The organism is Bacteroides finegoldii DSM 17565 (assembly GCF_000156195.1).
Classification (GTDB): domain Bacteria; phylum Bacteroidota; class Bacteroidia; order Bacteroidales; family Bacteroidaceae; genus Bacteroides; species Bacteroides finegoldii.
The window spans coordinates 164792-190204 of sequence record NZ_GG688322.1 but is presented as its reverse complement, the minus strand read 5'-3'; the positions used below and the strand labels follow the sequence as shown (position 1 = coordinate 190204).

The 25413-nt window shown below is 40.2% G+C and carries 30 protein-coding genes; 5 read left to right on the top strand and 25 right to left on the bottom strand.

Features of this window, described 5'->3' with window-relative positions:
• Positions 1 to 4: 4 nt before the first annotated feature.
• The 7 genes from BACFIN_RS11205 to BACFIN_RS22985 form a co-directional block, all read right to left on the bottom strand.
• Complete coding sequence (locus BACFIN_RS11205; RefSeq protein ID WP_007752522.1) at positions 5 to 715, bottom strand: RnfABCDGE type electron transport complex subunit G; 711 nt, start codon at positions 713 to 715, stop codon at positions 5 to 7.
• On the bottom strand, positions 712 to 1707 hold the full coding sequence (locus BACFIN_RS11210) for an RnfABCDGE type electron transport complex subunit D (protein ID WP_007752521.1): 996 nt from the start codon (positions 1705 to 1707) through the stop codon (positions 712 to 714). Before BACFIN_RS11210 ends, BACFIN_RS11205 begins: the two co-directional genes overlap by 4 nt.
• 5 nt (positions 1708 to 1712) lie before the next feature.
• The gene (rsxC, locus tag BACFIN_RS11215; RefSeq protein ID WP_007752519.1) at positions 1713 to 3050 is read right to left on the bottom strand and encodes an electron transport complex subunit RsxC; all 1338 of its coding nucleotides are present in this window, start codon (positions 3048 to 3050) and stop codon (positions 1713 to 1715) included.
• A 24-nt stretch (positions 3051 to 3074) separates the two neighbouring features.
• A complete protein-coding gene (locus BACFIN_RS11220; RefSeq protein ID WP_007752517.1) occupies positions 3075 to 3977 on the bottom strand; it encodes a Fe-S cluster domain-containing protein in 903 nt (300 codons plus the stop codon).
• Positions 3978 to 3983: 6 nt separating this feature from the next.
• On the bottom strand, positions 3984 to 4409 hold the full coding sequence (locus BACFIN_RS11225; protein WP_007752515.1) for a SoxR reducing system RseC family protein: 426 nt from the start codon (positions 4407 to 4409) through the stop codon (positions 3984 to 3986).
• A gap of 249 nt (positions 4410 to 4658) precedes the next feature.
• Entirely contained in the window at positions 4659 to 4796 is a 138-nt protein-coding gene (locus tag BACFIN_RS22620; RefSeq protein ID WP_153834740.1) for a hypothetical protein, read from the bottom strand.
• A complete protein-coding gene (locus BACFIN_RS22985; protein WP_007752505.1) occupies positions 4793 to 4945 on the bottom strand; it encodes a hypothetical protein in 153 nt (50 codons plus the stop codon). The genes BACFIN_RS22620 and BACFIN_RS22985 overlap by 4 nt, the downstream gene beginning before the upstream one ends.
• A 167-nt stretch (positions 4946 to 5112) precedes the next feature.
• Between BACFIN_RS22985 and BACFIN_RS11235 the strand changes: the two genes are divergently transcribed.
• Both BACFIN_RS11235 and BACFIN_RS11240 read left to right on the top strand, forming a co-directional pair.
• Complete coding sequence (locus BACFIN_RS11235) at positions 5113 to 5742, top strand: BT4734/BF3469 family protein (RefSeq protein WP_032839516.1); 630 nt, start codon at positions 5113 to 5115, stop codon at positions 5740 to 5742.
• Between the two features lie 27 nt (positions 5743 to 5769).
• Positions 5770 to 7611, top strand: coding sequence for a DUF3987 domain-containing protein (locus tag BACFIN_RS11240; RefSeq protein WP_007752498.1), 1842 nt, complete (start codon positions 5770 to 5772; stop codon positions 7609 to 7611).
• Positions 7612 to 7792: 181 nt separating this feature from the next.
• Here BACFIN_RS11240 and BACFIN_RS11245 read toward each other — a convergent pair whose 3' ends face one another.
• Positions 7793 to 8011, bottom strand: a complete 219-nt coding sequence (locus tag BACFIN_RS11245) for a DUF4248 domain-containing protein (RefSeq protein ID WP_004295574.1) — start codon at positions 8009 to 8011, stop codon at positions 7793 to 7795.
• A 219-nt stretch (positions 8012 to 8230) separates the two neighbouring features.
• Here BACFIN_RS11245 and BACFIN_RS11250 point away from each other — a divergent pair, with 219 nt between their 5' ends.
• The 3 genes from BACFIN_RS11250 (at position 8231) to BACFIN_RS11255 (ending at position 9401) form a co-directional block, all read left to right on the top strand.
• Positions 8231 to 8719, top strand: coding sequence for an HU family DNA-binding protein (locus tag BACFIN_RS11250; protein WP_007752492.1), 489 nt, complete (start codon positions 8231 to 8233; stop codon positions 8717 to 8719).
• A 141-nt stretch (positions 8720 to 8860) separates the two neighbouring features.
• Entirely contained in the window at positions 8861 to 8968 is a 108-nt protein-coding gene (locus BACFIN_RS22615) for a smalltalk protein (protein ID WP_004303578.1), read from the top strand.
• A 4-nt stretch (positions 8969 to 8972) separates the two neighbouring features.
• A complete protein-coding gene (locus BACFIN_RS11255; RefSeq protein WP_007752484.1) occupies positions 8973 to 9401 on the top strand; it encodes an N-acetylmuramoyl-L-alanine amidase in 429 nt (142 codons plus the stop codon).
• Positions 9402 to 9609: 208 nt separating this feature from the next.
• Here the strand turns inward: BACFIN_RS11255 and BACFIN_RS11260 are convergent, their stop codons facing one another.
• The 17 genes from BACFIN_RS11260 to BACFIN_RS11340 all read right to left on the bottom strand — a co-directional run bounded on the left by BACFIN_RS11260 (position 9610) and on the right by BACFIN_RS11340 (position 25344).
• Positions 9610 to 10047 (bottom strand): WbuC family cupin fold metalloprotein, encoded by a 438-nt coding sequence (locus BACFIN_RS11260; protein WP_007752482.1) that lies wholly within the window; start codon positions 10045 to 10047, stop codon positions 9610 to 9612.
• 5 nt (positions 10048 to 10052) lie between these two features.
• Complete coding sequence (locus BACFIN_RS11265; protein ID WP_032839538.1) at positions 10053 to 11051, bottom strand: MraY family glycosyltransferase; 999 nt, start codon at positions 11049 to 11051, stop codon at positions 10053 to 10055.
• Between the two features lie 7 nt (positions 11052 to 11058).
• Positions 11059 to 12048, bottom strand: coding sequence for an NAD-dependent epimerase/dehydratase family protein (locus tag BACFIN_RS11270; protein WP_007752477.1), 990 nt, complete (start codon positions 12046 to 12048; stop codon positions 11059 to 11061).
• A 121-nt stretch (positions 12049 to 12169) separates the two neighbouring features.
• Entirely contained in the window at positions 12170 to 12673 is a 504-nt protein-coding gene (locus tag BACFIN_RS11275; RefSeq protein WP_007752474.1) for a glycosyltransferase, read from the bottom strand.
• A 12-nt stretch (positions 12674 to 12685) separates the two neighbouring features.
• Positions 12686 to 13210 (bottom strand): PssD/Cps14F family polysaccharide biosynthesis glycosyltransferase, encoded by a 525-nt coding sequence (pssD, locus tag BACFIN_RS11280; RefSeq protein WP_007752470.1) that lies wholly within the window; start codon positions 13208 to 13210, stop codon positions 12686 to 12688.
• A 14-nt stretch (positions 13211 to 13224) separates the two neighbouring features.
• Positions 13225 to 14766: a hypothetical protein gene (locus BACFIN_RS11285; RefSeq protein ID WP_230325574.1), complete on the bottom strand. Its 1542-nt coding sequence runs from the start codon at positions 14764 to 14766 to the stop codon at positions 13225 to 13227.
• Between the two features lie 93 nt (positions 14767 to 14859).
• Positions 14860 to 15786 (bottom strand): ATP-grasp fold amidoligase family protein, encoded by a 927-nt coding sequence (locus BACFIN_RS11290; protein WP_007752464.1) that lies wholly within the window; start codon positions 15784 to 15786, stop codon positions 14860 to 14862.
• A gap of 113 nt (positions 15787 to 15899) precedes the next feature.
• On the bottom strand, positions 15900 to 16970 hold the full coding sequence (locus tag BACFIN_RS11295; RefSeq protein ID WP_007752461.1) for a glycosyltransferase family 4 protein: 1071 nt from the start codon (positions 16968 to 16970) through the stop codon (positions 15900 to 15902).
• A gap of 5 nt (positions 16971 to 16975) precedes the next feature.
• A complete protein-coding gene (locus BACFIN_RS11300) occupies positions 16976 to 18079 on the bottom strand; it encodes a glycosyltransferase (RefSeq protein ID WP_007752459.1) in 1104 nt (367 codons plus the stop codon).
• A gap of 2 nt (positions 18080 to 18081) precedes the next feature.
• Entirely contained in the window at positions 18082 to 18312 is a 231-nt protein-coding gene (locus BACFIN_RS23595) for an LbetaH domain-containing protein (protein WP_007752458.1), read from the bottom strand.
• 63 nt (positions 18313 to 18375) lie between these two features.
• The gene (locus BACFIN_RS11310; protein WP_004303589.1) at positions 18376 to 18987 is read right to left on the bottom strand and encodes an LbetaH domain-containing protein; all 612 of its coding nucleotides are present in this window, start codon (positions 18985 to 18987) and stop codon (positions 18376 to 18378) included.
• 6 nt (positions 18988 to 18993) lie between these two features.
• Complete coding sequence (locus BACFIN_RS11315; RefSeq protein WP_004303590.1) at positions 18994 to 19893, bottom strand: glucosamine inositolphosphorylceramide transferase family protein; 900 nt, start codon at positions 19891 to 19893, stop codon at positions 18994 to 18996.
• A 12-nt stretch (positions 19894 to 19905) separates the two neighbouring features.
• A complete protein-coding gene (locus BACFIN_RS11320) occupies positions 19906 to 21048 on the bottom strand; it encodes a hypothetical protein (RefSeq protein WP_007752455.1) in 1143 nt (380 codons plus the stop codon).
• A gap of 6 nt (positions 21049 to 21054) precedes the next feature.
• Complete coding sequence (locus tag BACFIN_RS11325; RefSeq protein ID WP_007752453.1) at positions 21055 to 22200, bottom strand: glycosyltransferase family 4 protein; 1146 nt, start codon at positions 22198 to 22200, stop codon at positions 21055 to 21057.
• A 2-nt stretch (positions 22201 to 22202) separates the two neighbouring features.
• Positions 22203 to 23438: a hypothetical protein gene (locus tag BACFIN_RS11330; protein WP_032839515.1), complete on the bottom strand. Its 1236-nt coding sequence runs from the start codon at positions 23436 to 23438 to the stop codon at positions 22203 to 22205.
• A 2-nt stretch (positions 23439 to 23440) separates the two neighbouring features.
• A complete protein-coding gene (locus BACFIN_RS11335; protein WP_007752448.1) occupies positions 23441 to 23686 on the bottom strand; it encodes a hypothetical protein in 246 nt (81 codons plus the stop codon).
• A 119-nt stretch (positions 23687 to 23805) separates the two neighbouring features.
• Positions 23806 to 25344 (bottom strand): MATE family efflux transporter, encoded by a 1539-nt coding sequence (locus tag BACFIN_RS11340; RefSeq protein WP_007752446.1) that lies wholly within the window; start codon positions 25342 to 25344, stop codon positions 23806 to 23808.
• Positions 25345 to 25413: the final 69 nt, after the last annotated feature.

Below are 25413 nucleotides of genomic sequence, written 5' to 3'. Positions count from 1 at the left end.
TCCTTTAATTAATAGAATCTTGCTTCACCGTTTCAGTTTCCGGAGCAGTGGCAGGTTCATTTTTCTGCGAAGCTCCCGAAACAGTATCTACTTCTCCCGTCTTATAGGCCTCGTAAGCCTTGTTGATAGCGTTCAGGAAAGCGCGCGACGTGATAGTGGAAGCCGTGATGGCGTCTACCTGACCGCCGTCCTTAGAGACTTTCAGCTCACCTTCGCCCGGACTCATGCCTATGATAGACTTTTTGCTCATTTCGTGCGTCACCGCCTTTTCGCCTTTGGTAGCATCATAGGCTCCAAACCATTTGTCAGCTTTCGAGCCCAATCCCGGAGTCTCGGTATGGGCCAGCAAAGAGTAATTGTAAATCTTGCCTTTTGCATCAAAGCCGACCAGCACTTTCAGTTCGCCACCGAATCCCATAGCTTTGGACTCAACAGCCGAACCTACCCATTCCTCTCCTTTTTTTGCCGGATAAACGATGAAGTCCACCACTTTCTTTCCGTCTTTCTCGCTGAAGATCGTGTCGCTTTCGCCTACCGGGTTATTAGTAAATTCCGGAAGAACCTGTTTCAAGGCCTTGTTCAATGTCTTCGCATTCGCTTCGGCAATAGGACCTTTTGTCAGTTCATTCACGTAAGCCAGCAATGCTACGGAAATGGCAGTCACCCCCGTAAGTACCAGCAGCATATTCTTTAAAGATGATTCTAACTTTTTCATTTCTTCTTCGCTACCTCCCCAAAGCGTTTAGGTTTACAATAGGTGTTAATCAGCGGAGTGAACGCATTCATAATCAGGATGGCAAACGACATACCTTCGGGATATGCGCCGAACAGACGGATAATAACCGTCAGCAGACCGATACAAACACCATAAATCAACATTCCTTTCTTGCTCATCGGAGAAGTCACATAGTCGGTTGCCATAAAAACCGCACCCAACATCAATCCGCCGGAAAGCAACTGCAATACCGGAGATACATATTTTGCAGGATCAACCAAATGCATGATACCGGCAAAAACAAACACAGTGACCAAGATAGACACAGGGATATGCCAAGTGATGATTTTCTTCCAAAGCATGTAACCCAATCCGATCAGCAGAGCCAACGCGCTGACCTCACCGATACAGCCACCGTTCTGACCGATCAGCAGACTGAAAGAATCAGGAAGCTGGTCGATAGAGAATCCCTGAACCCCTCCGATTATTCCTTTCATGATAGCCAACGGAGTAGCTCCGGTAGTAGCATCCGTATAAGCTGTCAACTGACCTACTACCGGCCAGCTAGTCATCTGTACGGGGAACGAAAGCAACAGGAAGACACGTCCTGCCAATGCGGGGTTGAAAGGGTTGCAGCCTAATCCGCCGAAAGACATCTTGCCTACACCGATAGCGAACAATGCGCCCAGAATAATAATCCATACAGGTAGGTTGGACGGCAAATTGAAAGCCAGCAACACACCTGTGATGACAGCAGAACCGTCACAAATTGTTGAAGTCGGTTTCTTCATCAAATATTTTCCGATCGCCCATTCGAAGAATAAACAGGCCGCAACGGAAGTAGCAGTAACAATCAGAGCACCCAGTCCGAAGAAATAGAGAGACACCAGAAACGCCGGAATCAGTGCAATCAGCACACCGTACATATTTTTCTGTACGCTGTCTCCGCCATGAACGTGGGGTGATAGTGATACGATTAATTTATTTTCCATATTCGTTATTTTTTAGCTTGACGTGCACGAATCATAGCTCCCACTTTGCCTTTACCGAGACGACAATAGTCGAGCAACGGACGGTTGGCAGGACAAGTGAACTGGCAAGAGCCGCACTCGATACAGTCCATGATTCTTTCTTTTTCCATTCTTTCAAAATCACCGTTTTCGGACAAAGCTCCCAGCAAGTACGGTTCCAGTCCCATCGGACAAGCGCTTACACACTTCGCGCAACGGATACAGGTCTGTGCCTCACCACGCTTGGCTTCCTTCTGATTCATGATCAGAATACCGGAACTGCCTTTCGCAGTAGGAACTTCCGTATTGACCAAAGCCTTACCCATCATCGGACCACCACCGATCACTTTTCCCGTATCTTCCGGCAGACCACCGCAAGCATCAATCAGCTGCTTCATCGGCGTACCGATACGGGCCAGGAAGTTGGAAGGTTTTGCAACCGACTTACCGGTCACAGTGATTACCCGTTCAAACAACGGCTTGTTCTTCTGAACGGCTTGATACACAGCAAAAGCAGTACCCACGTTCTGAACGACCGCTCCGGTAGAAATAGGAAGGGCGCCGCTCGCCACCTGGCGTTTGGTTATCGCATCGATCAGTTGCTTTTCACCTCCTTGCGGATATTTCACCTTCAAAGGCACTACCTCGATACCGGCATAACCGGAAGCCACTTTCGTCATCAGCTCGATAGCGTCCGGTTTGTTATTTTCGATTCCGATAAACGCCTTGTTCACTTTCACAGCTTTCATCAGGATAGAAACACCGACCATGATCTCTTCCGCGTGTTCCAGCATAAGCTGATGATCGGCCGTCAGATAAGGTTCGCACTCTACCGCATTGATAATCACACATTCGGCCTTGAAAGAAGGAGGAGGACAAAGTTTCACCTGAGTAGGGAAACAAGCGCCACCCAGACCGACGATTCCCGCTTCGGCAATCTTTTTCACAATCTCCTCCGACGAAAGCTCACATTCTTTCACCAGGGTTGCGCTACGGTCAATCGTTTCTTCCCATTCATCACCTTCCACATCAATAAAAATAGCTGGTTTCGCATAACCACTGGCATCGACTATCGTATCAATCTTCGCCACTTTGCCACTGACGGAAGAGTGAATTGCTGCCGAAACAAAGCCGGCCGGTTCGGCAATCTTAGTGCCCACCTTTACCACATCCCCTTTCGCAACAATCGGCTTTGCAGGTGCGCCGATGTGCTGCCCCAGCAAAATAACGGCCTTTGCAGGAACCTCCGCCGTGATGATAGGTTGATGTGCCGACAATTTATTTTCGTGTGGATGAACTCCACCAATTGAAAATGTCTTTAACATACAATTCTGTATTTTATTCTGTTATTATTCTGTTACTTTCGGAGTAGCCGGAGCTTTCGGAGCAACTGGTGCTTTCGGAGCTTCCACAGCTTCTTCCGCCTTCGGTTTGCGAGGAGGGAAATTCAGCTCGATAATAGAATTCTGCGGACAAACTTCCACACATTTCCGGCAAGATTTACACTTGTTCGGATCAATGTAAGCCAGATTATTCTCCAATGTGATAGCCTCGAACGGACAAGTCTTCACACACTTGCCACAGCCGATACAACTTACCGTACAAGCTTTGCGGGCAACAGCGCCTTTGTCTTTGTTCACGCAAGAGACGTACACGCGACGCGACTTCTTACCCTGCGGGCGAATCTCGATAATCGCTTTCGGACAGGCCTTCACACAAGCACCGCAAGCCGTACATTTAGTCTCGTCCACTTCCGGCAGACCCGTTTCGGGATTCATGTGGATGGCGTCAAACTGACAAGCCGCCACACAGTCACCACATCCCAGACAACCGTAACTGCATCCTGTCTCACCACCATACAGTGAAGCGGCAATAGCGCAGCTCTTGGCACCATCGTACTGGTTGATGCGAGGGCGGTTGGCACAGGTTCCGTTACATCTCACCACTGCTACCATCGGTTCAGCCTCACCGGCTGCCAGTCCGAGAATATCAGCAACTTTTGCCATGACAGGCTGTCCGCCTACAGGGCAGAACTTACCTTCCAGTGAACCGGCTTTGACACAAGCGTCGGCAAATCCGCTACAACCGGGGTAGCCACATCCACCGCAATTAGCCTGGGGAAGCACTTCCCCCACTTGGGCAATCCGCGGGTCTTCATACACGGCAAATTTCTTGGAAGCCACATACAGAATAGCGGCCAGCACGAGCGCTATAGCTCCCAATGAAATCACTGCAATCAGAATCAAATTCATAATGTTTTAGTTATTTATTGGTTTTATAGTAAATGAAAATTTTTGTTTCAGTCGTGTTTTGTTGAGCCAGAGAATGAAATAATAGGGTATAAGTATAGCCAGAGAAAGAAGAGCGGAATACAGTTCATTCTCCATCAACGCCATAAAAAGGAATAGTGAAAATATCAGAAGTATGAAAGGAATTATAAAAGCCAATACCACCGCCATCATGCCCATCGACGTTTCGCCAATCACCATGACTTTCTCTCCTACCCGGTAGGAAGAGGCCGCCGTATCGATAACATCTATGATTTTGTCCTTGCTATCTGCTGAGGAACAGTGTCCCTTTGCGCTACAAGCCGCACAAGCCGATGTCTGAACAATCCTCACCGACAGATGAGAACCCTGTATGTTTTCCACAATACCCAGATGCTTTATAGTATTATTCGTCATTTTGCAAACTCAACATTACAAATCGCGGCAAATTTAATCATTATTTATGAACTACGAAGCATTCCCCCAACTTTTTCTACCTAATAAATTGTTATTTTTTGTGTTTTCGTTATCGCACACGGAAAAGATATGCCTACCATTTGATATTTTTCGAGAATAGCAAATAGACATCCTAAACAAAAAATCCATTCATAAAGACCGCAGGCGGGAAACTTTTTCCCGCCTGCCACTTTTACTTTATCTGTTTTTTCACCGTTCTCCTCTCTCCTCCTCTTTTCTTCTCCTGTACTGAAAATACATTCTCCTCCATTCATCCCAGATAGCTCCGGCTTCCTCTTCATTGAAGGCATCCAGACAGCACTCCACCACTTTTACGTAATCACTCAATGGGCGTTTTGCCCCTTTTTTAAATCATTAAAAGTAGAGTGGCCGATGTGTACTTTCTTACATATTTCTCCATTTTTCAAATCCGCACGCTTTCGCAACTTTTCAGTGTATGCTCCTAAAATCAGGTAACAACCGACTTCGTTTTCCATTCCTTTTTATTGTTAAAATTAAACTATATTGATTAATAATCTCCACTTTCATCCCAACATGTCGGGACGATGTCTATTTTGCATTTACTAATTTTACGCCGTGTTTTGAAACATATTTATGTATTTTCCACAAAAGTAAAGTTTTTAATTCATTACAACAAAAAATTATGTCCAACAATTACAGAATGTCCTATTTTATGCCACCTATCGCTCCTATCAAAGACAAACAAGGCCGACTGATGGCTCCTCCCACACTTATCCCCTTCTGCGAAGTCTCCATCGAACAAGTTTTCCAAATGATTACTTGCAACGAGAACCTCAAAGCCCTGACCGAACAAGTGCGCAACTCCAAAGATTTACGAGCCGCCAAAGCGTCATTACTACCGTATGTGACCCCCTGCGGCACATTCACGCGCCGTAGCAGCAAGGATTTTGTCTCCCCGTCTCACTTGGTGATAGTCGATGTAGACGATCTCCACTCTTATCAGGAAGCAGTGGAAATGCGACGTATGCTCTATGACGATCCTCTCCTACAACCTGTACTCACCTTTATCAGTCCCAGCGGACTGGGTGTAAAAGCATTTGTTCCCTGCCATTATTCCTCCACGATAAATGATACCAAAAATATCACAGAAAACATGAGTTGGGCGATGCGGTACGTAGAGACGGCATACAATACGATAACAGCAGTTTCTTCCAAAACAAAATCCAAAGTCGATTTCTCCGGCAAAGATCTCGTGAGATCCTGTTTCCTTAGTTACGACCCGGAAGCATTGTTCAGAACCACCAACGAATAAATTATAAATCAAAAATCATAAATCCAAATGACCGATATTGAATCTTTATGCCGTCTCACCGAAGCAGTCGAAGCGGCAGGAGCGGACATTGCTCCCACCTATCTTGAATACGTACAATTGTCATTCGCCATCGCAACGGATTGCGGTGAAGCAGGACGTGACTTTTTTCATCGCCTGTGCCGGGTGTCTCCCAAATATCAGCGCGAACATGCCGAACGGGTATTCTCCAACGCACTCCACACCCAACGTGGAGAAGTGCACTTGGGCACCGCTTTCCACCTGGCCGAAGCGACGGGAGTAAGCATCTGCATAGAAGAAATGCCCAAACATCCCACAGGTACAAAAGGTACAGCAGGTACAGCACGCAAATTTCCCACACACACGGGCGCGTATAATAAGGTGGGAAATGACAATATCTCCGATGATAAAGAAGGGGAAGAAGAACTATTACCGGGCAGTGAACCGCAACATCAATTACCCACTTTTCCGAAAAACGACTGGCCGGAATTCTTGCAACGTATCATAAAAGCCGGGAGCAGCCCAATACAACACGACATCATGTTATTGGGAGCGCTCACTGCCCTGGGTGCCTGTATGTCGCGCCACGTGCGATGCCTATATGGCGGCAAATACCATCACCCCAGCCTCCAATGTTTCGTAGTGGCTCCTTCGGCTTCCGGCAAAGGTATCCTTTCCTACATCCGCTTACTCGTAGAACCTATCCACGACGAGATCCGCAAAGAAGTGACCATACAGATGAAAGCATACAAAAAAGAGAAAGCCGAGTATGATGCAATGGGGAAAGAACGAACCAAAAAGGAGGCCCCACAAATGCCCCCTAACAGGATGTTCCTCATTTCGGGCAACAACACCGGTACGGGTATCCTGCAAAACATCATGGACTCCGACGGAACCGGACTTATCTGCGAAGCGGAAGCGGACACTCTTTCCACCGCCATCGGATCGGACCACGGTCATTGGAGCGACACCCTGCGCAAAGCGTTCGACCACGACCGCTTGTCCTACAACCGCCGCACCGACCAGGAATACCGGGAAGTGAAGAAAAGCTATCTTTCCGTCCTGATTTCGGGTACGCCGTCGCAGGTGCAAACTTTCATTCCGACAGCAGAAGACGGATCATACTCCCGCCAATTATATTATTACATGTGCGGAATCAGTAAATGGATCAGCCAATTTATGGACAACGAGATAGATTGGGAGGAGATATTCACCGCTATGGGACTGGAATGGAAAGAAAAGTTGAGCGTGATAAAAACACACGGCATTCATACTCTGCAACTTACGGATGAACAAAAAGAAGAAATCGACACCGTCTTTTCCGACTTGTTTGAGCGCTCCAGTGTAGCTAATGGAAGGGAAATGTATAGTTTTGTGGCACGTCTGGCCGTCAATCTATGCAGAATCATGTCGGAAGTAGCTGTATTGCGTGCCCTCGAAAGCCCGCAGCCCTACGACTTCAAGACTTCTCCCACCTCTCCTTTCACACCGGACAAGGAGATTCCTGCGGACAACCGCAAAGATGACATCATCACTCGTTGGGATGTATCCATTTCACAGGAAGACTTTCATGCTGTGCTTAGTCTTGCGGAACCTCTCTACTGCCATGCCACGCATATTCTATCGTTCCTCCCCAGTACAGAAGTCAGCCATCGTCCTAATGCCGATCGTGATTATCTCTTCCAGAAACTGGGTGATGAATTTACTCGTACACAGTTATTGGAAGAAGCAGTTGCCATGGGAATTAAGGAAAACACAGCCCTCACTTGGTTGAAACGGCTCACCAAGCGCGGAATATTAGTCAGTATGGACGGTAAAGGGTTGTATGCGCGTGCGTGTGTGTATGAGTGAACCGGAAAAAGTGTACCTACTGTACCCGTTTTACTTACGGATGCAGTAGTCATTTCAATTACCACATCCGTTTTGACTGAAACAATCGTTTGTCCTGCATAAAGCATCGCTTTAGGAGGTGTAAAGCTAAGCTTTAGACATCGTAAAGCGGTGCTTTAGACACCATAAAGCGACGCTTTATTTAAGGCTCTCCCAAAGCATCCACAATCACTCTCACCTCCAATGGTGTGAATGAGCGTCGCTTTGATTCGTAGCCTAAGTCGTACAGGCGTTGCAGAAGTCCGGGACACAAGGAGATCCATTTCTTCATCTTTCGATAGGCAGCAATGTCAGTTAGTTGTGGAGAATAGAGTTGCGCCAGTTCCATGCGCCCGTAAGCACGTATTTTAAATTCACTCATGATGGATATATTTCTGATTTACTGTTACAAAAATAACAAAAAACGGCTATATAACCAACGTTTTTCCATTGAATAACCGACTATAATGACAAATAACCGACCGCTACCAGACACAACCGTGCACAGCTGATTTCCGGGAGATCCGGAGTAGTATTTTTGTATCGTCGAAAGGGAAAAGAATCCCCGGACAATATGTTTAACCCTTTAATTTATTGTTTTATGATTCGTTACAAAATTTATCAGAACCAGCAGAAGAAAGGCTTGAATGCGGGTAAGTGGTTCGCCCGTGCAGTAAGCGACGAGACGTTTGATTTGGCAAAGCTTGCCGAACACATGTCGAAGCACAATTCACCGTATTCCGGTGGTGTCATCAAAGGTGTGCTTTCGGATATGGTGGATTGCATCAAGGAATTGTTGCTAGACGGCAAGTGTGTGAAAATTGATGATCTTGCCATTTTTGGTGTGGGTATTCGCAGTAAGGCAGCCGATGCGCTGGAAGAGTTTTCGTTGGAGAAGAATATTAGCGGCATGCGTTTGAAAGCCCGTGCCACCGGTAATCTGTCGACCAATAATCTGAAACTCGACAGCCAGTTGAAGCAGCAGGCGGAATATCAGAAACCGACAACTGCCGGAGGAGGTTCTGATTCGGGTGACACCCCTGACCCGAAACCGGACGGAGGCGGCGAAGCGCCCGACCCGGCTGCTTAAAAGATCCACCACGGAGGACACGGATTTCCACAGATTATATTGAATTGGTAGTTGCTAAAGTAGTCGATTATTTATCTGTGTGAGTCTGTGTAGATCTGTGGTAAAAGAAAACTATTATTAATTTATTTAAAACCTGTTATTATGAGTAAATCATCATCTCCCCGCTCTGTATGGAGCTTAGTTCTCAAAATCGTTATCACTGTAGCCACCGCCATCGGAGGTGTGTTCGGAATACAAAGTTGCATGTAACTCCATGCGGACTATTACATTAATTATCATTCATTGCAGTGCCACGCCGGAAGGAAAGTCCCTTTCGGCGGAGGCTTGCCGACAGGATCATATCTTGCACCGTGGTTTCCGTGATATTGGCTATCATTTTTACATTACTCGTAATGGGGAGATCCACCGGGGACGTGCGTTAGAAAAGGTCGGGGCACACTGCCGTAATCATAATGCCCATTCGGTTGGTGTTTGTTATGAGGGAGGGCTGGATGCGAACGGGAAACCGAAAGATACGCGTACATTAGAGCAAAAAGGAGCTTTGCTCGCTTTGTTGAGGGAGTTGAAAAGACAGTTTCCGAAAGCGTTGATTGTGGGACACCGGGACTTGAATCCAATGAAAGGATGTCCGTGCTTTGATGCGGTGAAAGAGTATTCTCAAGTAATTTCTTGTCAAAAGTAGCTTCTTATAGATTTCCACCACAGCCTTATTGTATAAAAAAAATACCAACGATCTTCACAGACAGTTGGTATTTTTTGGAAATGCAGGGATTCATGTTTGTCACATGAATCTAGGGACCTACATTTTTTCATCTCACTGTAAATGTTCAATTATAACATAGCGTATTAAAAAGCACTTTCAGTACTTCTTATTCATTGTTTTTCATCGTTCAACGAGTATAAGCTCCATCTTTAGCCTCAAAGATGACAGATGGTTCAATCACTTCTACAGTATGCCATGCACCCTTAGGTATCTGACAACCATACTTGGCTTCTGTAGGATTGAGATGGATACGCTGTACTTCCCGATACTCAACCTTACGAGCTACATTTTGTACACTCACCCCCTTCTGAAAATCGTCCGTATCCTTCTCATACGAAACTACTTCCTCATAAATAACTTCGTCCAACTTACCACACAGGCAGATTACTGTTTCGGTAGTATCTTCATGTCGATGGATGGGCACCTTAGTTTCCGGCAACAATGCGTTTAGCATACGTTGACTGGTATCAGCAGGTGAAGTGCGTAGGTCGAAGTTCTGACGCAAACGTGGATTCTCCATAGCTTGCTCAAATAACTTATCTAAAAATTCTTTATCAAATTCCATAATCGTTATTGTTTCAATGATATGAGATATTCTTCATGTAAACGATAGTATTTTTTCATGAACAATATGTAAGCAATAGCCAATACAACTGATACACCCACCAGATATAACCAATGAGCAAACATCGTATCGGGACAAAGATAGATAAATCCTAGAGAAATCACTAACTGCATAACCGTATACAGTAATGAAACTTTTACATGCCCCACTTTCAACTCATTAGCCATAATCTGATAAGCATGCTTACGATGTGCCTCGCCCAAGTTCTCGTGCAACATAATACGATGTACAATAGTCAGACAGCCATCCACACCATATACCAACAGGAATATCAGCCAAGTAATATCCGTTGTCTCGATCATCACATTACCTAACAGAAACAGTATGATAAAAGCAATGCCGATAGAGCCGACATCCCCTGCAAAGCATTTCGCTTTACCCTTCGGACGGAAATTAAAAATACAGAACACCAATGAAGCAAGAATCGTTGATATGATCAAACTCTGTTCTACAAAAACACCATTTATATTCACCAGTGCCAACGGTATCAATACAGCCAAAGAGTAGCCTGCTGTGATACCATTGATTCCATCCATGAAGTTTATCACATTCGTGGCACCGACATAGACTATTAGTGCCAGTAATATTATCCACCACATTGACCAATGCAATATGCCGAGCTGATAGAATGCCATTGCGGCAGCTGCAAACTGAGCAACCAATCTTACAGAGTCCGGTAATGAATGGATGTCATCTACAAAGCTAATGCCTGCTACAAGTGTCAAGCCGACTAGAAACCAGGGATATTGAAATCCGAAGAAAGCGCTCCAAATCCAGATACCAATTAAAAAGATTATACCTCCGCCACGCAATACAATCGTAGAGTGCGATGAGCGTTCGTTGGGTTTGTCGATAATGTTAAAGTGGTCAGCCACCTTGAAATAGCATAACTCTAATGCCAATAGAATCACAAAAATAATTCCGTAAGTCAAGTATGCATTCATAATCATTCTACTGCTTAAAACTTCTAATAGTGTCCATCAATCCATCCTTCGCTCTTACCGGCATCCGCGTAATGCCAAGAGCAGCCTTGATCTTGGCATTACTCACTACATAGTTTTCTGTGAGCTTCTGCATCCGAAGAGGATTGAGCGGAAGATGAAACCACCCACCCACTTTTGCAACTCCGTTCATCAGACCTTTCGGAATGCACCATATATGAGTTTTCTTACCAAGAGCCTCACAAATAACCTGAATGAGTTCATTAGTTGAAAGAGCTTCATCGTCTCCCATATGGTAAATGCCCGAAGGTACATTCTTAGTTAAAAATCCGTCAATTACTACACAAAGATTTCCAATACTGGTAAACGAACGGCGATTCTCAAAAGCACCAAGAGGCCATGGAATCCCCTTGCTCACTACTCCATAAAGAAGATTGAGGTTACCCTTGTTTCCAGGACCGTGAATCATACAAGGGCGTATAATGTACACATTCTTCCCTTTTACAAGAGAGTCACCATCATCAAAATTGTGATAAGGACGTTTGAGAGCTTCAGGTGCGAAATGCCCGATTATATAATCCTCCGCTTTAATTTTACTCTCTCCATAAGGACCTACGGGAGTGGGAACGCATTCTTCTGTAAGGCATTTGCCTTCCACTTTGTCAGAAGCACTCTTTACGGTAGAGAAAAATATAAACTTCTTTGCAGATTCATTGGCAAGAAACCAATCAAAAATACGCTGAGTAAGACCTGTATTTACCTTGAAATACACATCCGCCGCACTCTTGTTCCGAGTGTCATGTGCCTTACCAGCAAGATGGATAACAGCATCAATCTGCGGCAAATCAATGCCACCCAGATCATTCCATGAGAAAGTCTTTACTATACCGTCCTTCTCTGGAGCCACAATGTCCAGACCATATATTGTATTCTCAGGCGAAAGCGCTTTCACTAAATTTGAGCCGACGAAACCGTGGACTCCGGTAATGAGGATATTCATTTGATAAATTATTTTATGTTATTCTATTATTTCTTCCAGTACTGATATCCTATACTCCTAAATAGAACTGAATTAAATTCTTATTCTTATGCAAAAAATAACCACCTCATTGGTTTCCTCGCTATAAATTACTTATCCGTCGTCCTTCTTGCTCCATCCACGCAGAAATCCACCTGTCCAATACTGGCACTATCTCGCATTTGAAGTCATTATTTCTGGGAACAAAACCCTCAAGTTTTGGCCATGCTTCTACAAGAGAATAAGTTCCGTCAATAATATATCCGCCATCGCTAAGTTTCTTAACGAGTTCTATTTGATGATTATCGGCCATTTCATTGAATTCATGCAGACGAGCCATGGCTATCACTTTTTTGCCTGCTTTAATACTGTTAAAAAGAGCACCACTACCAGCATGAGAAATCACAACAGAAGCATTCTTGATATATTTCTTGAACTCATTTTCACCGGTAAAGCGTATGGTTGTAAACTTATTGGTCTCGAAGTCGGTATTTCCGATCTGCGCTACAATTTCTTCCGTAATTCCATATTTCCCAATAAGCATCTCTACTTCCTGTAAACAACGAAGAAAACCATTAGGCTGTGTTCCTACTGTTACAAAAATCATATTCTTGTCCTCCTATACTAAGGTTCCATAATACTCTGCATGTCCCTTATAAACATCAACCATTTCGGGCCACTGGACTATAACCTTGTCTGCAAAGCGTTCTACGATCTTACCTGAAATAGTTTTGTTATACACTTTGGCGCGAGTCTCAATGTACACAAAATGGGAACCATAAAACTTCGCAATAAAACAAAGTGGCACTGCAATATTACTTCCTGTAGAGATAATCACTTTCGGACGATACTTCTTCCATATCGCATGACACTGCTTGAAGAGCTTCCAATAGGCAGACAGATAACTCGCATGAGTCAATTTACGATCTTTATCCTTAGTAAGTTCATCACGTTTATCCGCAAACGCCATCGCAAACTCAATCGCTTTTACATCTTTAAGTGACGGTATTCCTTTATTTGCGCGTTTATTATCGGTGAGTATAACAGAATCGTACTTGCTAAAGAGCTCTTTCAAAGCCATCAGCTGAGCAAAATGCCCTCCTTCATTACAGGCAAAAATTACTATATTATTCAATTTTACCATATGTCACCATTTATCTATTCTTTATTTAATGCATTCACATTCTCAGCCTCTATCAATTCATAATCCTTATAATATAAATAACAGCTCCCTATCATATCAATGCAATATTGTGCCAATTCTTTACTCGTATATAATTTACAAATAAAAGGAAAGCAGACGTTGTACGGATTTGTTCCTGCGTATCTGTCTGCATAACGTTCCGGCTCATTCTCAGGATCACATACACTATTATATGCATTTACATAAAACTCATGCCTACCTTCGGAATCAATAATAGTATGATTACATATTCCCGGATTACCCACTTTCCACTCTCGTTCAATTGTAATCCATTCACCGGCCTTCACTAGAAAAGATGAAAGTTCGTCATTCAAGTCATCATAGTTCTCAAGACCAATATTGACATCACAGTGTCTCCTCCGACAAAGTAAATGGAAATAGAGTTCTTTTGAATCAGGAGCAGGTTTTGATATCCCGAAAGAATTGGCAGAACCAGAATACATATCTGTTTTCTGACCTGTAGATGAGCCAAAATTACACCATGACCCTTGAATACTAAACCATGTAATAGCTTTTGGGTATGACAACATAGCTTCTTTCATATCTTCGGGTAGAAAGAACTTGATTCTATCTTTGAAATAAGTTAACGGATACTTTGCCAAAGAAAACTGCTGTCTCATATTTGAGGCTTCTTTGAGTAAACTTTTGCAGTTTATCATCAACACATTGCGTTTTTCCCCTGTTGGGTCTGGTACAAACGAATACATCATCCCTTCAGCACCATTATGGACATCTTGAAATTCCGAAACGTCACAAGACAAGTCATTGGAATATGGCTTATAATGCTTTACATTACGGTCATACTCAAAAAACACTTGTCCTTGTACTACTTTTTCGCAATCATTAAATTGCACTTTCCCTTGTTTGAAAAGAGTATAATTCTCGGGCTTCACTCTTCTACCATTCCGATATATAACCACTTCTGACAAATCCGCAAACTGATCTTCACACTGATATGTATTTTTACCATTGATAGCTTTCTTCAAAGCCTTAGTTTTAACTTTTGTCGTCTCAATCAGCATTCTATTCTTCCGCATATATTGCTTTATATCAGGAGAATTATCAATATTTGTGATATCATAATAATTACAAACAAACGACTTTGAATAAGCGTCAGGTACTTGAGAAAAATCACACTTTAACAGTCCAACCTTGCTTTCAATAATACCTTTATAAGTTTTGGAAGCCGATATTGCCTCCTGATAAGTATCGTAAAGATGAGATAAAATTTCCACATAGCCTGAAGGTCCCTTGCTTTCATCACCTATTCTGATATAATTATAATAACGTCCAGTTTTCTTAGACTTTAGTCCAAAACAAATTGTTATTTTTTGCGAATCAAAATTTTCCGGAACATTCCTTACGTAGACCTCCTTAATATACCTATTTACTTCTTTATTATCTGAATATGGCTTTACCCCCTTTTGTATAGCATACAAAGGAAACAGACACAACAACACTATTGCAAAAAGCAAAAATGTAAATACCTGTTGCATCAATAAACTATTTCGTCTGATTTTTTTCCCTATAAAAAACATATCTATATATCTACCTAAAAACATTGTGTATGTTTGATTTTCAATACACTCTCAACACTTAACATGTACATATTCTTCTGATATTTCATTTATTCTGACTTTGCTTCCCATATCCAAAAGAATTTCTGAAGTAAGATAATCCATAAATCCGCCGAGTGAAGTAAAAGTAAGTTCTCCAAAATATATTTTTTCATTTACTTCGTATAGGTCAACACGAAGTATAGGGAACTCTTCAGATAACTTAGATGCAACTTCAAGCATACGTTCAAAACACTTTGGTTTAGGAAGAATTTCTTTACCTTGTCTGTAATGCTCCGTAAATACGGACCACTCCGGATGATAATTCCAATCCAAATCATAGACTCCGGTATCAGCCCCTTCCTTTCCTCTGTTCCAAGCACACCATATACAATATGGTTTACCATTGAGACACCAAACCTTATAATCAATTAGCGAAGAGGTATTGATAGACTGTTTATTAATATCAAGAAGCTCCTCTGCTATGACACAAGGCTGAATTCTGGCATAATGAGGTTCACCCGTAACATCACCATATTTAATTGATACAAGTCTATCATAAGTATCTATAACAGTAGCCTTATCAAGCTTATCTTTATCACGACATATAAGAATATCACCACAACCGTTATTCACTTTTAAGACGAACTGATTGGGAAGCCTGTCCCAATCTATATCACTTGCCTTGTCCCATCGACCATAAAGTTTTACCAGTGTATCTCCAAGTCCTAAAGACTGCACATATTCTCTAACCTTATATTTATCAGCTAAGTCAGCCCATCGGCTAGTATCACCATAAAACTTGTTCCAATTAATCTTTTCGTTAATATCGGTAGGATGCTCATAATTCGGCATCTTATGAAACTTGTAGAAGTACTTCAACCGAGCCACTTGTATAGGCTTCAACAAATGAAGTTTACAAAACAAAGCTACAACTGCAAGAATGACTTTCTTCTTCATAACAGTATATTATAAAATATTGATATCTTTCAATAAGTCTTTTGTAATGACAGTCTTTATACTATAATCGTAAATCTGTTGTACATCCAATCAAGAGATTAGCGCAACTCATCCTATCTTATACTACTCGTTTTTAAAATTTTATCATAGCACCCTATTAATTCTTTTTTTATAGCCTCAGGCTGATAGTCCCGACTTATTCTGTAACTAGCTTCACCATACTTCTGCCTAAGCTCTTCACTTTCAGCCATCATTTTCATAGCCAGATATATCTCTTTATCATTTCCGGGAGTGACAAACACCCCACTCACACGATCTTGCACAATAGAAGGAATCCCTCCTACATTAGTGGTTATGACAGGTTTATGATATGATTCAGCCTCAAGAATGGAAATAGGCACACCTTCAATAAATGAAGGAAGAATGTAAACATCCGCCAAATTCAATAAATATTGTTTCTTCTCTTTATCAACCCACCCCTCAAATCTTACTAATGTTTCTATTCCCAGCTCTTTGATAATTGAAAGAAGTCTATCTGTCTCCCCGTTCCCCCCTATATGCAAAACTATCCTATTTTGAAGTTCCTGCTTATGATCTCCTATCGCCTTCAAAACATTGAAAATACCTTTGTTATCACAAATTAGTCCAAGGAATAGAAAATGTACAACTCCATTCTTTTCAACATTCTCAATATTTGGTTCTCTTATCACATTTTTGATAGTCACAATATGCCTACATCCGATACTCTGGAAATAATTATTCCATTCACCGGAAAGGCACACGACACAATCTACTTTTGCTAAGATAGCATCCACTTTTTTAATATTCGAGAGTCTGAATTCTTTAAAGCCACCTCCGTGACAATGAAAAACTACTTTTTTCCCCATCATCTTTGCAATCTTTATTGCACAGGTCTTTCGCCAAAAGCTAGTACCGGAAGCAGAATGAATATGTACAATCTCAATTTTTCGATCAGTGAAAAGTTTCCAAATGAGCAACAAATATCCACTGACAGCATACCATACTTTCTGCACATTGTTCAATTCACCTGCAGCAGTCCTGACAAACTTGAAAGGATGAATAAAAGTAGAATAAGTATTGAGTACACTAGCAATACCTCCTTTGGGGATTTTGTAATCCATTCCCACAAACAGAACTTTCTCAAATATCCTTGATTCAGACATACTGTTTATTCATTAAAGTATTCCACATATTTTCTTGCACACTCAGCAATTGTATAAGGACTATTGTCCTTCATGCTCATTGCATTTTCCTTAATTGAATCATAATTATCAATGGCTTTTATTAAAGCATTCTTGTAATCTTCCAAACTATGAGATTTACTGAGAAAGCCATTTACACCATCTTTAATCAAATCCACAGCTCCGCACACCGGAGTACTCACAACTGGAAGTCCCGCAAGACTTGCTTCAAGAAGTGTGATTGGCATTCCTTCAAAATTTGAGGATAGGCAAAAAATACCGGTATTTAGCATATAATCAGCCACATTTTTTCGAGGCCCGACAAAGTGGATCCTATTACACGCCATTGATACTATCGACTGTCCTTCCGGAGTATTAAATCCTGCACCCACGACAATCAGATCAATGTTGTAACCCTCTTGTACCAGTATGTTCACTGATTCAATCAGAAGCTTCTGATTTTTTACCGGATGACATCTCGCAACATGAATCAGTAAGAGGGAGGAAGCGTTGTTTTTAAGCAGATTCATCTCATTGCTTACCGCTCCAAATAAATCTGTAGAAACTATTGGAGCTCGTCCATTAGTTATACAACGTATAGGGGTGCGCGAATAAAATGCCTTAAAATCAGCATAGTTCTTTTCTGAGAGACAAGACAATTTAAAACGGCCCAATCTTCCCAAAATATTGCAATACAACCTCAGCAGTCCCTTATCGTAACCATTATGCAAATCACTATGTACGGAAAAATACACTTTCTTCGAAAAAGAAAGCAATCCTATAGCCAATGCACTATATTTAAGGGTAGGAATCATATGTACATGAATCACATCAGGATTGAATGCTTTGAGAGCAGTATATACCCTCCACTGACTAGACAACTTGAGGCCATTCGGAAGCCCTAAATTCACATAATGTACACTATCAGAAATCTCCGATCTAAAAAAATTCCTAACTTCCGTTTCCTTCTTATCATCCAGAATAGTAACAAGATATGTTTCGTTTTCTTTAGCTAACTGATTACTTAAATCGACAACAAAGCGTTCTGCACCTCCACCGGCTAAGAATGTTATGAGTTCTACTATTTTCATTATTACTTTGTTTCTATTTTCTTTGCAGGACTACCCCCGACAATCACAAAAAGCTCAATATCTTTGGTAACCACAGATCCTGCCACAATCACCGCATCAGTTCCAATATTTACTGGCTCTACAATACACACACGAGAATTTATGATTGCATAATCTCCAATGATTGCTGATTTGCTGCTGTTTGTTCCAATATTCACATACTCATAAATAGTGACATTACCTATATATATCACAGCAATAACAGTTAAAATATTTCAACAATCAAAAAGGTAAATGCGTCTTTATACCCCCATTTTTTATCTTTTAATCAACCATCGATTTTGAATGTACTCAGGATGTTTATTCTCTCCAATTACTCTACAAGGATTTCCTACGGCAGTACTATTCGAATAAACATCTTTCGTTACTATTGAACCTGCACCAATCAATGAGTTCTCGCCAATATGTACACCTTCTATCAAACAAGTCATAGGACCTATATATACATTATTGCCAATAATTGCTTGATTACCCTCATTTGTACCTATATTACTCATCTGAGACAAATTAACATTATTTCCAATAATACACCTAATACTAACACACATGCTCATTGCATGCCCTAAATACAAACCATAGCCGATCTTAGATCCGGCATGAACACGACAATCATACTTAAGTTTATAATGTTCATGACGCAATTTACATATAGGATAGAAACAGCCACGATAACTTGCAAATCTCAACCAAAACAAATGTTTAAGTGCCCTATCACGAAATGACTTTAACCATATTACCCCAAGACTATCGACTCGTCCATAAATCCTAAAATAATCACTTTTCAGGAGTTCAAGACAGTCTCTGTAACTTGTGGGAATAGGAATATCTATTTCGCTCCCGTTTCTAGTTTTATAGTGTTCAAATTTCATAGCAATTTAGTTTTTTAAAATCCTCTTCGCTAAAACAGCAGCCACATTCACCATTTTACTCGCTAACGGATAACGTTTACCAAGTACGTCAACAACAATCACTCCTTTGTAAGAATTCAAAGTATGAAATGACTGACTCAATTCGAAATGAGGTGATGTCATTCTTCTAACTTCCCTAAAGACCCATTTTCCATCAACAAAAGAGGTTTCTTGCAAAGAGATAGCATGACCATAATTAGTATTACTCTCTTGTGCAGGACGATACACCTTTCCATTAACTTTGAAAAAATATCCAGCCATTCGGGCAATACGCTCTGGAAAAATGCTACTCGTCACATATACAAACTGTTGCTTCGTGTCACTCCACTCATATTGGTCAAGCTGAAAGCCATTTGCATACTCGGCTTGTGTTGTAAATAATTGAGGTTTCCCAAACAAATCTGTAAATACAGCATCTGTTAATGGTTTGTCAGACAATTCATGAATCAATGTCATGTCGTCATTTATAGGATTATACTCGTAGATATTAAGTACACCATCTTCACTGTTTTCTGGATAAACATATATTTTATCATCTTTACGATATATAATAGGAAAACTCAGATGTCCTGGACGTTCCAATATCACTTTCTTCTCTATAACGTAATTGTTCCTCCTGTCAATCACTAACTTCGAGATTCTTCCCTTAGAAATCTTCTTTGTCACTTCCTCCACCAATACTATGATAGTATCATCAGTTACATCAAGAATAAACGGATCGGCAAACCAAGAATTGGGGAAATTATGAGTTACAAGAGTTAGTTTAAGTTTATCACCTCTAACAATACCTTCAAAAGTATTATCCAAGAAACCGATTTCCCAATGAAGAGAAGTCAGCTCTTTATACAATTTCCGCAATGCATTCATAAATAATAGAATTTACAATCGATTCCTAAGTGTTGTTTTGAGTTCTCTAAATAAACTATGCCAAAATGGCTTTTGGTCTTCTTTAAAGTAGGTAATAAAGCATGTTGTACGTCGATAATTTCGCCACCACTCTTTCAATGAGAACTCACGTTTCAGCATGCACTTAAAATAATATATTTCCGGCATTAAATAAGTAGTACTAACAGTGGACACCGACAACTCTTTTTGCCAATCACCTCCAGAATAATACAAATAGTAAATATATGGAATATTCATACCAGCCGATGTTTGACAAATTGCATTTCCATCATTTCTGAAATTTGTTTCTGTAAAATAGTTCTTACCCGTTGACTTTTCTTTCAAAAACTCAATGCTGAAGGTTCCTGAATAACCAACCCTTTTAATAAACTCTTTAGCCTTACTAAGTGTATCTAAGAACTCCGGTTCAACCTGATCAAATTTCAAAAAGAAAGTATTATCTATTCCGTTAGGACGATCAATATGTGTACGCCCTGAGATAATTATATGTTTTCCATTATCCATTGAGCAACCTAAAAACTGAAATTCAAAATCCTTTATTATAAACTTTTGAATCTGTATAATCGGACAATGCTCAGAATTCGCTAAAAATTCCTCCAATTCTTCTCTTTTCTTACAAATTTTAATATTTTTTTTGCTTCCCTCCACACTTGAAATAGCCTTGGTTATACATGGAAACTCAATATCTGCAGGCACTTTCCTATCAGATACCATCCACGTACGAGGAACATCAAGCCCAACCTCTCTTGCAAGATCAGACATATATTCTTTACTCATTTTACGTTCCAAACTTCCTGGCATATTTGTTACTGGAAGTATAAAAAAGGGACTTAGCCGTTGAACAGAAGAATCAAGCACAGAAGATACGTTATCATACGATGAATACACTATCACCTTGTTTTTTGTATCAGAAAAATGTTTTAGCATTTCATCAACCACTTGTTCTGGTGATGAGCATACCCAACCTTCTATTACGTACCTACTTTTAAGTACAAAGCTGTTTATATTTTCGCCAACTATAAGCACATAAGAATTGAGCCCTTTTTGGCCGAGACTCTCAACTATACCAAGAGTATTATGGTGGTCTGCACCAATTACCAAAACTTTATTCTTCATCTGACTCTATTTATTATATATTTCAACATATTCTTTAGCAATTACATTCCATGAACCTTTTCCTAATCTTGCACTCTCAGCTATATTCTCACTCATCTGCTGAAGAAAAACAGGATTATCAAGATATGATTGTATTGCATTGGCAAGAGCATCTACATCCTTAGGAGGAACAATTATTCCTGTCTTACCATCATCAATCATCTCAGGTAACCCACCTACATTGGTAGCAATTACAGGAGTATTCAGGGCAAATGATGAATATACTACTCCACTCTGTGTTGCATCAGTATAAGGACACACTGTAAATAATGCACCACGGATTAGATCAGAAAGTTCATCAAGCTCTATAAATCGATTAAGAATCTTTACATAATCATATTTCTCATACTCTGAAGCATCGAAATACATTTCTCCACTACCTGCAACAATGACTTTTACATTAGGATGGACTTTATGCACCCTCTCCATCGCCCGAAAAAGATATTCTACCCCCTTATATGGAGAAATACGTCCAAAGAAAAGTACATAATTCTCCTTTTTCTTATTTACATCTCCATACATACGAAGCATATCATAATATCCTAAATGCGATGTGAATATTCTATCTTTAGGCACATTGTATCCTTTTGAGAATACATCCACTTCGGCTTTATTGAGAACAATAAACTTCTTGACATACCACTTTATAATCGAACGACGAATATCCTCTTTCCTATCACCTTCCCCTGTATGAGGCTTTCCGTCATGAATTGTAACGACTAATTTATTTCTAAAGAACCACAATGGCACAAAATGGAATAATGATGGTGTTTCAATATATTGAATTATATCATAGTTACCCTTTTTAAAAAAGGACAAAACATTCATTGCTACCATAAAACTACTCCAACCAAAGCGGCCTACTGGGTCGTTTGCTATGTAAATATTCTCAATAGGGACATAAGAAGAAAATATTTTCAGCTCAGAATAAGCTGTTAACGGGAATATGCCTCTTTTAGGAATAATCTGATTAATATTGAACACTGTAGATTTTAAAGAGCGGGGGGTCATAGAATATAACACAGTCACATCATGACCTTGTGCTATAAGTGCTTTTATCAGTGGAAAATCACAATCACCAAAGCACGTACGAGAATAATAAAGTATTTTCATATTTAGACTCTTAGCCTATTTCTAGTGAAATGATAATCTGCACAAGGAATAATCGTCAATAGCATCATATACGGATTAAGATAGTTTGACTCTAAAAGTCCCATTACGAACAAGATAATTATACACATCCTCGATACAAGATTCGTATTACGAAAAAGTATTATATAAAAAAGACCGTATAGCAAAGCACCAATATAACCAAGAGATAGTAGAATAGTTTGTACACCATTAGCGTAAAAAATGAAATTTCCGTCATACATCTCTATTCCAAATCTGTTTCGTGCATCAGGAATACCAATAATCTGTTCATCAAAGGTTAGCTGATCAAACATTAAATAACCTCCGACAACTCGAGTAAAACCACTCGCTCCTTCAGTAGAGAATTCTTCAGTTCGTAAAAGCATCTCTTGTCCCATTTCACTTCCAACATACATATATATTAAAGCAATAATTAATGGAACGAACAGCATAATCATTATAAAACGTCTAATAATATTCGCATTCCAAAATATGCTGAACATTTTCACAGCAAAAAGAATCACCAGTCCGACCATTCCGGAACCAGACTTCAAAGCTACGAGAGAGAAGATGATAAGAATGCCCTCCTTATTCAACCACTTTTCCTGTTTATTAGTTTCAAACCATATCAAAGCCAGATAGCTCACATAGTAATAAGCCATATATGATGGTTCAAGGAATATCGAACATGGACGCGGACCTGACATCTGATGGGCAACAAGTTCTGCATACGACATCCCCTCATAAGTAAATGCACCTGTGAGATTTGGTACAAAACAAAATACATGAGAACCTGTGGCTAATTTCAAAGAAAACTGCACCCAAAACAAAGCAGCCGAAATCAGAACCACCCATCGCATATATCTCTTAAGCAACTGAAAATCAAAAGATAGTACACCTCCTATAAGGGCAAGAAAGAATAAAAAGAAAAGCCATCCACCCGGAGGAATCAGAGTCCATAATTCAAAATGGTGATGATATATCCATATCAGACAAATATACACAAACAAAAGCCAGAATATAATAGGAACCACATTAATTTTAAAATTGTTTCTGACTATAATATATGTTGACAAAAACAATATTAAAGTGTACCCCAAACCAACTGGAAATGGAATCTTATACCAAGCCAGTATCGGCAACAACGCAAGAATCATCATAGATGCTTTGCGAAGCCATGACTTACAGTTGCTTTGTATATTTATACAAGCGGAAATCATCGTTATTTTTTTAATTGATTGAGAACCTGAAGCATCATATTTGAATAACTTTGGTAATACCTTGCAGCAAAAGCCTTCTCCTTAACAGCATCAAAAGATAAAATAGCATCCATGACAGTAGATGCTGATGTAGGAGAATAATCCTGACCAGGTATAAAAACTCGATACTTCAATAAATCAGCTGCACTCAGAATATGATAAATCTTACTTGATTTTCCATTAGCTATAGACATCACAATCAGATACATACTGCTCCTTGCATACCCTTTCGGAAAAGAGGTGCATAACATACTAGAAATAACATTAAAACCTTATTTATGAAAGGTTTATTAATGACTGATTGTATCAAAATATCATCTAATTAAAACTAACAAATTTTCATTACCTTCTCATGTACTAATTTAATAGCATATTGTCTTTCTATTTTCTGCAAGCCAAAGAAAAATACACATACTCCTATTATCAATACATATACTGCAATTGCAACAAGCAACATCCAAAAATCAGATACAACTATCACTCTACTTGATATCCAACATACTAACACAGCTAAAGTTGTAACTACAGAGATTGGCCACATTACTTTAATAAAGTAATCTTTCATTCTCAACTTTATCATAGGATATATCATATATACCCTTACGAACTGCGCAACAAACTCTATAATAAAATACACAACAAATACCATAACAGGTAAAATATGTAGGAACTTCAAACAGAAATAAGCAACAGGAACTACAGACAAAAGAAGTGAACTCTCGACTATCTGTACCTTTTTAATATTGCCTGTGGCATGAAGTGCTGTCATTGTTGGATTCTGGAGAGTATTAATGAGACCCACAATCAGCATAATTCGTACAAAAGCTGCCGTATATTCAGGCACATCCCCTAACCACAATTCAAGAATGTACTGAGTGTGCATGCACAGAGGAATAGTAACCACTAGCATCAAGAAGAACGAGAACCGACTTGACATAAACACAAGAGCGTGCATTCTATCAAAATCCTTTTGGGCATATGACTTGTAAATTTGGGGATTGATAGCCGTTTGAAATCCTACAAAGAACATTCTTGCAGCAGTCTGTACCTGCACAGACACTCCTCGGGCTGCATTGACTATCGCACCAAAGAAAATATTCAGTAAAATATTCAAACCTTGAGTATACCCCATTACTGCTATATTTCCTGTAAGAGTCCAACCCGCAAAAGACAAAACACTCAACGAAACTTTCTTGTTCCATATAAAATGATAGTTACTTTCTTCAAATTTCTTTTTGCAATAAACGGCATAAATCAAACAAACAATCAACTGAATCAGAACATGAAGAACAGCATACAATATCAACCGATCAATTAACGAATAAAAAAGCAAGATAGCTATTCCAAACTTTGCCACTGCATCGAAAATGGATATGACAGCAAAGGCAGACATCTTCTCATGAGCAATAATAAGACCATTATATGGCGAACTGATAATGGTAATTATAGATGAAAGTACTGCACTTTGATAAACCCATATTGCTGCTACCATCCGTTCACTAGGAATAACAAGTTGGGTCATCACAAACCACAAACCTACAGTCTCTGCAAAAATAAGTATGATAACGCCAAAGAGGCAATGAATAGACATAATGCAACCGAATAGCTTCTTTACACTATCTAGATTACCAGAGCCTATCTCCACTGAAACAAACCTCGAATTAGCATTGGAAAGCGACATATTAACAAAATTCAACATTGCCATCACACCTCCAACGACATTATAGATACCGTAATTTTCTATACCTAATGCCTGTAATACAAGACGAGATGTATAAAGTTGTAGTGCCATTATAAAAAACATACGAAAGTACAACACTATCGTATTCTTTGCCAATCTCTTATTTCTAGCTGAATAATCTGACATCGTTTGATTACTATTTTTATATGGTCAACTTACTCAATCGTAAGCGCTCAAATTAGAGTTTCCTCTTAG